We start from the raw sequence: 10494 nt of genomic DNA on the forward strand, positions 1-10494 counted from the left end.
CGATGACGCGCCCATGCAACTCCATGTCAGATGTCGCCGTCGGAGCCGCGCGTGTTCGAGGCCTGAAACGCCTTCACCTCGGCCCGCGCAATCACCTGATGGTGCACCTCATCCGGCCCATCGGCGAAGCGCAGCGCACGCTGCCAAGTGTACATGCCTGACAGCGGGCTCCACTGGCTCATCCCCGTGGCACCATGTACCTGCATCGAGGCGTCAATGATCTCGCAGGCCTTTTCCGGCACCAGCGCCTTAATCATGCTGACCCAGATGCGCGCCTCTTTGTTGCCCAGCACATCCATCGCTTTGGCGGCTTTCAACACCATTAGCCGCATCGCTTCAATGTCGATCCGCGCGCGGCTGATGGTCTCCATGTTCTTGCCTAGGTCGATGATTTTCTTACCAAAGGCCTCGCGCCCTAGCCCGCGTTCAATCATCAGATCCAAAGCCTTTTCCGCCGATCCAATTGAGCGCATGCAATGGTGAATCCGCCCCGGCCCCAGCCGCGCCTGGGCAAGGGCGAAACCGCTGCCCTCTTCGCCCAGCAGATTGGACACCGGCACCCGCACATCGGTGAACAGGATCTCGGCATGGCCCTCGGGCGCGTGGTGGTTGAGCACCGTCGGGTTGCGTACGATCTCGACCCCGGGAGTGTCCTTGGGCACGATGATCATGCTCTGCTGGCGGTGGCTTTCGGCATCGGGGTCGGTCTTGCCCATGACGATGAACACCCGGCAGTTGGGATGGGTGGCATTGGTGATGAACCACTTGCGGCCGTTGATGACATAGTCGTCGCCGTCGCGCCGCATGCTGGTGGTGATATTGGTGGCATCCGACGAGGCGACATCGGGCTCGGTCATGGCAAAGGAGGAACGGATCTCGCCGCGCATCAGCGGCTCGAGCCAGTCGCGGCGCTGCTGGGGGGTGGCGAACATGTGCAGAAGCTCCATGTTGCCGGTGTCGGGGGCGTTGCAGTTGAACACCTCGGACGACCAGGGCACCCGGCCCATGATCTCGGCCAGCGGCGCATATTCGAGATTGCTGAGGCGGGTGCCCGGTTCGTCGTCCTTGAGGCCGGGCAGAAACAGGTTCCACAGCCCCTCTTCGCGGGCCAGCGCCTTGAGATCCTCCATGAAAGAGACCGGGAACTGCCCGGCGTGGGTTTCCTCGTGATGGGCGCGGATGCGCGGCTGGATATGGGCATCCATGAAGGCGCGCAGCTTTTCGCGCATCTCTTCGGTGCGCGGCGAATAGGTGAAATCCATAAGGAATCCTCTGATCGTAACAGGTCGTGACGGGGTGGTCGGGATCAGTGTCGCATGAAATTTGACATTCGCTAACTTTATTATTTCAATGCCAGCCATTGAAATGGTGAATGGCCGGCATGAAACTTTCGCAACTTGATCTGAACCTGTTCCTGGTCTTCGACGTGATCTATGCCGAACGCAACCTGACCCGTGCCGCCGAAAGCCTGTCGGTGACCCAGCCGACGGTCAGCAATGCGCTGGCGCGGCTGCGGCGGGTGTTCGGCGACCCGCTGTTCGTCAAGACCAGCCGCGGCATGACGCCGACCCCCTTTGCCGAACGCCTGGCCGGGCGGGTCGGCGAGGCGATGGCGCTGCTGGGCGCCTCGGCCCATGCCCGCGACGAGTTTCACCCGGCGCGCAGCCAGAGGGTGTTCCGGCTCAGCATGAACGATTGGATCGAGGCGCGGACCATGCCGCCGCTGATGCAGGCGCTGTTCGCGGAGGCGCCGGGGGTGGCGCTGCGCAGCTACCGGTCGTCGCGCCGCGAGATCGCGCGCGAGCTGGCCTCGGGGGGGCTCGACCTGGCGATCGACGTGCCGCTGGAGAACGCGCGCGACCTGCTGCACGCGCCGCTGCACAGCGAACGCTATGTCTGCGCCCTGCGCCCCGATCACCCGCTGGCAGCGGCGCCGCTGAGCCTCGAGAGCTATCTCGGGCTTGGCCATATCACGGTTTCGGGGCGCCGGCGCGGCGCCGGCTATGTCGATCTGGCGCTGCGCGCCATGGGCCACCGGCGCAACATCCGGCTGCGGGTGCAGCATTACCGGTCGGCGATCCCGGTGCTGCGCGCCAGCGACCTGGCGCTGACGATCACCGAAGAGCTGGCCCGCAGCCTCGGTTTCGCGGTGCTCGATCTGCCCTTCGAGGTGGCGCCGCTGGCGTTCAACCTCTACTGGCACCGCACCCATGACGAGGACCCGGCCAACCTCTGGCTGCGCCGGATCCTGCGGGGGCTGTTTGCCGAGCGCATTGCATGAGCGGCGGTTTTGGCGTAGCCCGCAGGGGGAAACCGGGCCCGCGCGGCCCTTCAGCCATGACGAACGGGATGACGACATCATGACCAGCACCAACCGCATCGCCCTGTCCAGCGACCACGCCGCCATCGCCCTGCGCCAGACCATTGCCGACCATATCGCGGCCCGTGGCTGGGAGGTGGTCGACATCGGCCCCACCAGCCCCGAAAGCACCCATTACCCGGCCCATGGCGAGGCCGCGGCGCAGCTGGTCGCCTCGGGCGACTGCCGGCTGGGGATCATCCTCTGCGGCACCGGGCAGGGGATCATGATGGCGGCCAACAAGGTCAAGGGCATCCGCTGCGGCGTCTGCTCGGACACGTTCTCGGCGGCGATGATCCGCCAGCACAATGACGCCAACATGCTGTCGCTGGGCGCGCGGGTGGTCGGCGAAGGGCTGGCGCTGGAGATCGTCGACGCCTTTCTGGGCGCCGAGTTCGAGGGCGGGCGCCACGCGACGCGGGTCGACATGATCTCGGCCATCGAAGGCTGACGGCGGTTTCCGGGCCGGAGAGGCCCGGACAGACCCAAAGCGCGGGGCCGCCGTCGCCGGGGCCCCTGCGCCGCAAGGCGCGCCTAGTTCAGGCGGATGCCGGTCAGGTCCTGATCGCCCGGCAGTTGCGAGCGTTCGAGAATGATCCGCGACACGGCGCGGGCCCGCACCGGTGACATCTTGGCCAGGATCGGCGCTGCGATACGCGGTTTCATGGTGCCGAGAATCATGATCGTGGTCTCGATGTCCATATCGTCCATGATCCGCGCCGCATCGGCCGGTTTCATGTTCTTGTAGAACTCGATCAGCCGGTCGAGATCCTCGGTCTGCGAGGCGTCGATCCGGGCCAGCAGGTCGTTGATCGCCCCCTGCAGTTCAAGCAGCGCGTCCTTTTCGATCTGCAGCTTCTCGCGGGCCAGGGCGAGCTCGGATTCACGGGCGCTGAGCGCCTGCCGCTGGGCGGCGATGATGTCGCGTTCTTCGGCCAGCGCCAGAAGCACCTCTTCGGGGGCCTCGCATTGCTCGGGTGGCCGGGTCAGACCCTGAACGATCGGCGGCACATCCTCGGCCGGGGTCGCCGCTTCGGGTTCCGCCGAGGCGGCGGCCTGGATGATGACCTCGGGGCCGGTCAGCTGGTCGGTGCGCAGCGGCAGCAGCGGCACCGAGACCGCGGCCTTGGCGAAGAGCACCACCCCCAAACCGCCGAGCAGTAGCTTGCCCTGTGTGCTTCGCAACATGGATCAGGCTCTCGATTCGCTGCGCGAGGCCTCGAAGAACATGCGCACCAGGTCCTTCTTGTCGCGCACCACCTGCATGCCCGGCATGCGGGCGCCGGGGCCGCGGCTGCTGGAGAAGGTCTGGGGGTCGTGCTCGGGCGCCGGGGCGGCCTCGGCGCTTTCGGCGGCGGCGCGCCCGGCTTCGAGGTTCTGTTTCATCGCGGCGACGGAATGTTCCGACTTGTCGACGGCGCTGGAATAGGCCTCGACCAGGGGTTCGAGCTCTTCGAGCACGGCCATCAGGCGGCGCACCTTTCGGGAGATCATCGCCCCGTAGCCGATCGCTCCGGCCAGAAGCAGGATGATGAACCCGTCAATGATTGTTTCGGTCATTCTCAATCTCCTTCTTGGTTTCCAGGTCTTCGGTGATCTGCAACGCCACGTTGCCGTTGCTGCGCTTGCCCAGGGCGGCGCGGAACATCGGCAGGCCGGCACAGGTCACGGTGGCCTCGTGGTCTTCTTCGACGAAGAGGTTCAGCGTGTCGCCGCGTTTCCAGTTCAGGATGGTCTCGATCGGCACCGAGACCTCGGCAAAGACCGCCTCGAGTTTCATCTGCGAGCGCGCCAGCTGCGCCGAAAGCTGGTCGTGCCAGAGGCCGCTGCCGTCGCTGCGCTCGCCGAAATGGACCTTGCCCAGGCGGGCGCGGATCGGCTCGAGCGCGTGATAGGGCAGCAGCAGCTCGAGCACACCGGTATGGCCCATCATCGCGACGGTGAACTTGAGGCGCACGCAGAGGCTGGCCGGCTGGGCGAAATTGACCGCGTCGGGGTCGGTCTCGATCTCGTCGATCTGCAATTCGGCATCGACCACGGCGGCCAGGCTGCGTTCGAATTCCTTGGCGATCAGATTGGACAGGCGGCGCGCGAAACCGCGCTCGATCGCCGTGAAATCGCCGCCGTCGCGCGCCGGAAGCTGCTTGGCCTCGCCGCCGAGCATCAGCTCGAGCGCCGCGCACAGCAGGGTGGCGTCGATGACGACCAGGAATTCGCCATCAAGCGGCTTGCCCGAGCCGAGGGCGAAAATCGCCGCCGCCGGCAGGCTTTCGAGCGCCTTGCCGACGGTGAGATAGTCAAGCTGCGCCAGCGAGGCCTCGCAGACCACCCGCGTCAGGTCGGGCAGGGCGACGGCGACATTATCGGCCAGCCGCTCGCCGACGATGTCGAGCATCGGCAGGCGGTCGAAACTGAACTCGGACATGCGGATGATCTCGTCGATCAGGTTGCCGTCCTGTTCTTCCAGTTCCTGCGGAGAAAGCACCTTGTTCACGGTCCCGGTTCCTATTGCACTATCAGGTCGTTGATGAGGATTTCCTGCGGCAGGTCGTTGCCCATCGCCGCCCGCGCCCGTTTCAGAAGCTCGGCCTTGAGATGCAGCACCCCGGCCATGCCGCGCACGTCGACTTCGTGGAGGCCGCGCAGATAGCTGTTGAACAGATCACGCATGAAGGGCTCGCGGTCCTTCACCATGGCGGCGGCCCCCTCTTCGGGGCGGTAGACCATGACCACCGCAACCTTGAGAAAGGCCTTGGTCGGCGCGCCCTGGGCGTCGAAACCGTGGATGTTGGTCATCAGGGCGCCGAAATCCAAGAGGCCGTTGTCGGCGACGGCTTCGCCGTCTTCATCCTTGCCGTCGCCCTTCTTTTCTTCCTGCAGCGCCTGGGCGTCGGCGGCCGGGTGGCCGTCCTTGGCCAGCGGGTCCTGAATGCCGTGGCTCTCGACCACCTGACCGTCTTCGGTGCCGTGGCCCTCGGCCGTCTCGCCATCCTCGGCGACATAATCGGGCTCATAGGCCGAGGCATCCTGAAGATAGGCCATGCGCGCCAGGAAGAAGCCGCCGCCGAGCGAGGCCACCGACATCAGCACCGCCGCCATCAACAGCTTGCGCGCACTGGCCGAGCGGGCCGCAACGGACTTTTCGCCGCCGGCCTCTTCGGGTGCCTTTTCCTTGGCTTTCTTTTTTGCGGGCTTGGCCATTCTCCGCCCTCACTTGCTGCTGGACGCCATATTCCTTGCTTTTCTTACCGTTTGCAAGAATAGAAGTTGTTATTTACTTGAGTATAGCAAGTATAGTAAGGCTAAGCTAAGGAAAAAGTGAAATACAGTTGAAGCGGAAGAAGAAAAGTGCCTGAGCTGATCAACAATCTTCTTGCTCTGGGGCGTCAGCGCCTGATGATCCTCGGCGCGACCTCGGTGGCGCTGATGGCGGCGCTTCTGTTCGGGCTCAGCGCCGTGTCGTCGCCGGATTTCACGCCGCTTTACAAGAACCTGTCACTGACCGCGACCAACAGTATCGAGACCACGCTGGCGGGCGCCGGCTTCGAGGTGCAGGTGTCGGATGACGGCTCCAGCGTGCTGGTGCCGCGCGAGGATCTGGTGCGGGCGCGCATGGTGCTGGCCGAGACCGGCATCCCGATTGACGGCGAGGCCGGCTGGGAGCTGTTCGACGACGCCAGCGGGCTGACGATGAACTCCTTCCTGCAGAAGGTGAACCGGCTGCGGGCGCTCGAGGGCGAGCTGGCGCGGTCGATCCAGACCCTGGACGGGGTGCAGAGCGCGCGGGTGCATCTGGTGCTGCCCGAACGTGACGCCTTTGCCCGCGAGGCGCCGGTGCCGCGGGCCTCGGTGATCGTGCGCTCGGTGCCGGGGCGGGCGGTCTCGCGCAAACAAGCGATGTCGATCCGCAACCTGATCGCCTCGGCGGTGGCCGAGCTGGACCTGACCCGGGTCACGGTGCTGTCGGCCAATGGCGAGACCATTCTGGCCGAAACCGCCGATGGTGACGGCAACGTGTCGATGCAATCCAACAAATTCGCCATCGAGGAGCGGCTGGGGCGCGACATCGAGGAGATTCTGACCGCGCGGGTCGGCGCCGGCAACGCGCGGGTGCGGGTCAATGTCGAGCTGACCACCGAACGCGAGGTCATCGTCGAGCAGAGCTACAACCCCGACCAGCAGGTGGTGCGGTCGACCGAGAACAAGTCGGAAAGCCAGGCCGGCAGCGAGAACGGCGGCAATGTCGGGGTCGAGAACAACATTCCCGAGGCGCTGGCCGATCCGGGGGCAGGCAATACCTCGCAACGTTCGAAATCGGGCGAGACCATCAACTATGAGATCGGCAACACCCGCCGCGAGGTGATCCGCGAGGCCGGCGAGGTGCGCCGGGTCTCGGTGGCGGTGCTGGTCAACGGCATCTACAGTGTCGACGGTTCGGACGTGACCTATGCCGAGCGCGGCCCGGAAGAGATCAACCGCCTGACCGAACTGGTGAAAACCGCGGTCGGCTTTGACGGCGCGCGCGGCGATCAGGTGTCGGTCGACAGCCTGCGGTTCATGGATTACTCGATGGATGTCGGCGAGCCGGTGTCGCTGTCGATGATGCAGCGGGTGTCGCAGAACATCGTGCCGATCGTGCGCGGGTTGCTGGCGCTCTTGATCGTCGGGCTGGTGGTGCTGCTCGGGGTGCGCCCGGTGCTGCGCCAGATGCGGACAACGGACGGGGAGCAGAAGGAAATCGCCGCCAAGGAGGCCAAGGCGGCCGCGCTCGAGGCTCAGGGCGCAGCCCCGCCGGTGGCCGCGATCGCCGATGCCAACGCGGCGCCGGGCGCGGCGACGGCACAGGGCGCGAACGCGGTGTCAGCCGGCGCCGGGCAGAGCGATGGCGAGCGGGCCAGCCGGTTCGACCCCGCCGAGGACAACGGGCCGCATGAATATATCGAGACCATGGGCATTCGCGGCAACCTGCTGAAGGCGCGGGTCGAGGCGGTGCAGAAAATGGCCGATGACCGGCCCGAGGACGTGCTCAGGGTGATGCGGTCGTGGCTGCTGGCGGAGGCCGAGGCATGAGCGGGCTGTTCCTGCGCAACTTCGACGAAGACCCCGGCGGTCCCTTCGCGCCGCGCGGCCTGAATGGCGCCGCGCCGCCCGATGAGGCCTCGGAGCCCGAGCCGGTGCTGTTCGACGAGGACGAGGTCAACATGATGATCGCCGACGCCCGTGCCGCAGCCATGGCCGAGGGCAAGGCGCTTGGCAGTGCCGAGGCGGTCGCCGAACTGAGCGCCGCCCTCGAGGCCCAGTTGCTGGGCGTGTCGGAGAACATCCTCGAAGAGCTGACCACGCTCTCCGAGCGGATCGACCTTCATTTCGTGCAGATCGAAAAGGAAATGGTCGAACTGGCGCTGGGTCTGGCGGAACGGCTGCTGCCCGAGATTCTCTCGGCGCATGGCCCCGACCTTCTGGTGGCGCGCATCCGCGAGGGCATGACCAAGGCGCGCGGCAACGCGGCGCTGCGCATTCATGTCTCGGAGGCGATGCTGCCGGTGATCGAGCAGGCGGCGGAGCGCTGGCGGGCGCAGGACTTTGATCACATGGACATCGTGGTTTCGGGCGATCCCGAAATGGCCGACACGGCGACCCGGCTGAACTGGAAGAACGGGTATTTCGAATACAACCTGGAGCGCGCCTGCGACGAGCTGCGCAGCGTGCTCCGGCGCTCGGTGGCGACGCTCAAGGAACAATCAGAAAGGGCTGAGTGATGGTGGAAGCAGAAGCGCAGGCCGGGGCCGAGGACAGCGGGGCCCCCGACGCAGCGGCCACGGCGGAAACGCCGCAGGCAAAGCGCGAGGACGGCCGCAATATCGAGGCGATCTTCGGCGTCAAGCTGGATGTCCGGGTGGTGCTGGGGCGCAACCAGATGCCGGTTTCGGACCTTCTGAAACTGACCAAGGGGTCGGTGATCGAGCTTGACCGCAAGGTCGGCGAACAGGTCGACGTGATGGTCAACGACAAGGTCATCGCGCGCGGCGACCTGGTCAAGGTTCAGGGCGACATGATCGGCGTCGCGCTGCGCGAGGTGGTCAAAGACTTCGTGCCGGACATGTGAGGCAAGCGGTGATCGCAACGACAGTCACGCGACAGCTTCGGCGCTGCGCCGGGCCGGCGGCCCTGGCGCTGGCGCTGTGGCTTGGCGGCGGCGCGCCGCTGATGGCGCAGGAAAGCGACCTTGCCGGGCTGGTGCGCGATCTGTCCTCGGGGCTGGGCGGCGCGGCACAGGGCGACGGGGCCAGTTTCTCGGGCCGCATCCTTCAGGTCTTCGCGCTGATCACGGTGCTCAGCGTGGCGCCGGGGCTGTTGGTGGTCACCACCAGCTTCACCCGCTTCGTGATCGTGTTCTCGATGCTGCGCCTGGCGCTGGGGCTGAACCAGACCCCGCCCAACATGGTGCTGAACGCGATGGCGCTGTTCATGACCTTCTTTGTCATGCAGCCGGTCTTCGACGACGCCTGGCAGGGCGGGCTGCGGCCGCTGCTGGAGAACTCGCTGACCGAGGAACAGGCGCTGCGCGAGATCGCCACGCCGTTCCAGGATTTCATGTATGCCAACACCCGGCCCAAGGATCTGGCCCTGTTCCAGCAGTTCGTGGCCCCCGAGGCCGACAGCGACCCCGCGGCGGTGACCCCGGAAGAGGCCGGCTGGCGGGTGCTGGTGCCGGCCTTCATGATCTCGGAATTGCGCCGCGCCTTTACCATCGGCTTTTTGATCTACCTGCCCTTCATCGCCATCGACCTGATCGTCGCCTCGGTGCTGATGAGCGCCGGCATGATGATGCTGCCGCCGGTCATCGTATCCTTGCCGTTCAAGGTGATCTTCTTTGTCCTGATCGACGGCTGGTATCTTCTGGCGGGCAGTCTGATGCAATCTTATAGCGCATTTTCAGGTGGTTAGATAAAGGCCTCTCCAGCGTCCAAGAATAAATTCTCGGAGGGGCCATTCCTGGCCATTATCCTTGATATGACGGCGCATTCTGGGGTAGTCTGACGGGGAAGAAGACCACGCCCGAAGAGAGCGGCCGCGACGCCATGAACCAGTTCACACCCTTCCGCAAACGCCAGCCGATGAGCGGTGCGCAGAAATCCGCGATCCTGTTCCTGTGTCTCGGCGAGGAACGCGGCGGAGCCTTGATGCAGCAGCTGGACGTGGCCGAGATCCGCAAGATCACCGAGGCGATCTCGACCATGGGCGAGGTCCAGTCGGAGGTGGTCGAGGAGATCATGCAGGAATTCGGCGAGAAGATCGGCGATTTCGGCGCCGTCACCGGATCGGTCGGCACCGCCCGCAGCCTGCTGCAGGGGTTCCTGCCGGAAGAGCGGGTCGAGGAGATTCTCGGCGAGATCGCCGGCAAGCCGGAAGACGACGTCTGGAGCGAACTGTCCAAGCTTGACGAGAAGAAACTGGCCGACTTCCTGCGCAGGGAGCACAACCAGACAGTCGCCGTCATCCTGTCCAACCTCACGCCGGACGCGGTGGCGCGGGTGATCCCGCTGATGGGTGAAGAGCGGGTCACGGATCTGATCGAGCGCATGATGGCGACCGAGGAACTGCCCAAGGAGGCGCTGGAGAACATCGAGGACAGCCTGCGCTCGGGCATTCTGGCCAGTGCCGGGCGCGGCGCCGAGGCCAAGATCGAGAAGACGCTGGTTTCGGTGTTCAACAAGCTTGACGACAAGGTGTTCCAGGGCCTGTCGCGCGAGCTGGAAAAGCGCATGCCGGACCAGTTCCGCGCCATCAAGCAGAAGATGTTCGTCTTCAACGATCTCGGCAAGGTGCCGCCCAACGCGCTGGCCAAGGTGATCCGCGAGATTTCGGGCAATACCCTGCCGATGGCGCTGCGCGGCGCCGAAAAGGACGTGCGCGAGTATGTCCTGTCCTCGCTGCCGCAGCGCTCGCGCGACATGCTGCAGGACGAGATGAAGTCGATGGGTGCGGTGCGTTCGCGCGACGTCAAACAGGCGCAGTCGGCCATGGTCGAGATCGCCATGCGGCTGGCCTCGGAGGGCGAGATCGACCTGCCCAGCGACGACGGCGAAGAGATGATCGACTAGGGTCTGTACTCAATAAGGGGTTCCACTGAC

12 protein-coding genes are annotated in these 10494 nt (G+C 65.5%); 7 read left to right on the forward strand and 5 right to left on the reverse strand.

Annotation, left to right across the window (positions count from 1 at the left end; genetic code table 11):
* Window positions 1–26 precede the first annotated feature (26 nt).
* A complete protein-coding gene (locus ABZD10_RS09735; protein ID WP_372886148.1) occupies window positions 27–1262 on the reverse strand; it encodes an acyl-CoA dehydrogenase family protein in 1236 nt (411 codons plus the stop codon).
* 119 nt (window positions 1263–1381) lie between these two features.
* On the opposite strand from ABZD10_RS09735, the gene ABZD10_RS09740 reads away from it, so the two are divergent.
* Together ABZD10_RS09740 and rpiB are read left to right on the forward strand one after the other, a co-directional pair.
* Window positions 1382–2281 (forward strand): LysR substrate-binding domain-containing protein, encoded by a 900-nt coding sequence (locus ABZD10_RS09740; protein ID WP_372886149.1) that lies wholly within the window; start codon window positions 1382–1384, stop codon window positions 2279–2281.
* Window positions 2282–2360: 79 nt separating this feature from the next.
* Window positions 2361–2810 (forward strand): ribose 5-phosphate isomerase B, encoded by a 450-nt coding sequence (rpiB, locus tag ABZD10_RS09745; RefSeq protein ID WP_372886150.1) that lies wholly within the window; start codon window positions 2361–2363, stop codon window positions 2808–2810.
* Between the two features lie 83 nt (window positions 2811–2893).
* Here the strand turns inward: rpiB and ABZD10_RS09750 are convergent, their stop codons facing one another.
* From ABZD10_RS09750 to fliL, 4 genes are read right to left on the reverse strand one after another with little or no spacing between them, the layout of a single operon-like run.
* Window positions 2894–3547, reverse strand: coding sequence for a MotE family protein (locus ABZD10_RS09750; RefSeq protein ID WP_372886151.1), 654 nt, complete (start codon window positions 3545–3547; stop codon window positions 2894–2896).
* A gap of 3 nt (window positions 3548–3550) precedes the next feature.
* The gene (locus ABZD10_RS09755) at window positions 3551–3919 is read right to left on the reverse strand and encodes a flagellar motor switch protein (RefSeq protein WP_372886152.1); all 369 of its coding nucleotides are present in this window, start codon (window positions 3917–3919) and stop codon (window positions 3551–3553) included.
* Entirely contained in the window at window positions 3900–4853 is a 954-nt protein-coding gene (locus tag ABZD10_RS09760; RefSeq protein WP_372886153.1) for a flagellar motor switch protein FliM, read from the reverse strand. The genes ABZD10_RS09755 and ABZD10_RS09760 overlap by 20 nt, the downstream gene beginning before the upstream one ends.
* 11 nt (window positions 4854–4864) lie before the next feature.
* Window positions 4865–5560, reverse strand: a complete 696-nt coding sequence (gene fliL / locus ABZD10_RS09765) for a flagellar basal body-associated protein FliL (RefSeq protein ID WP_372886154.1) — start codon at window positions 5558–5560, stop codon at window positions 4865–4867.
* A 147-nt stretch (window positions 5561–5707) separates the two neighbouring features.
* Between fliL and fliF the strand changes: the two genes are divergently transcribed.
* The 5 genes from fliF to ABZD10_RS09790 all read left to right on the forward strand — a co-directional run bounded on the left by fliF (window position 5708) and on the right by ABZD10_RS09790 (window position 10464).
* Window positions 5708–7429 carry a flagellar basal-body MS-ring/collar protein FliF gene (gene fliF, locus ABZD10_RS09770; protein ID WP_372886155.1) on the forward strand — a complete coding sequence of 574 codons (1722 nt, stop codon included), beginning with the start codon at window positions 5708–5710 and terminating at the stop codon, window positions 7427–7429.
* Complete coding sequence (locus tag ABZD10_RS09775) at window positions 7426–8118, forward strand: hypothetical protein (protein WP_372886157.1); 693 nt, start codon at window positions 7426–7428, stop codon at window positions 8116–8118. Before fliF ends, ABZD10_RS09775 begins: the two co-directional genes overlap by 4 nt.
* Entirely contained in the window at window positions 8118–8465 is a 348-nt protein-coding gene (locus tag ABZD10_RS09780; RefSeq protein WP_372886158.1) for a FliM/FliN family flagellar motor switch protein, read from the forward strand. Before ABZD10_RS09775 ends, ABZD10_RS09780 begins: the two co-directional genes overlap by 1 nt.
* A 101-nt stretch (window positions 8466–8566) precedes the next feature.
* On the forward strand, window positions 8567–9307 hold the full coding sequence (fliP, locus tag ABZD10_RS09785; RefSeq protein ID WP_372886161.1) for a flagellar type III secretion system pore protein FliP: 741 nt from the start codon (window positions 8567–8569) through the stop codon (window positions 9305–9307).
* Window positions 9308–9441: 134 nt separating this feature from the next.
* Window positions 9442–10464 carry a flagellar motor switch protein FliG gene (locus ABZD10_RS09790; RefSeq protein ID WP_372886159.1) on the forward strand — a complete coding sequence of 341 codons (1023 nt, stop codon included), beginning with the start codon at window positions 9442–9444 and terminating at the stop codon, window positions 10462–10464.
* Window positions 10465–10494: the final 30 nt, after the last annotated feature.

Source organism: Shimia sp. (assembly GCF_041624275.1).
Lineage (GTDB): Bacteria > Pseudomonadota > Alphaproteobacteria > Rhodobacterales > Rhodobacteraceae > Shimia.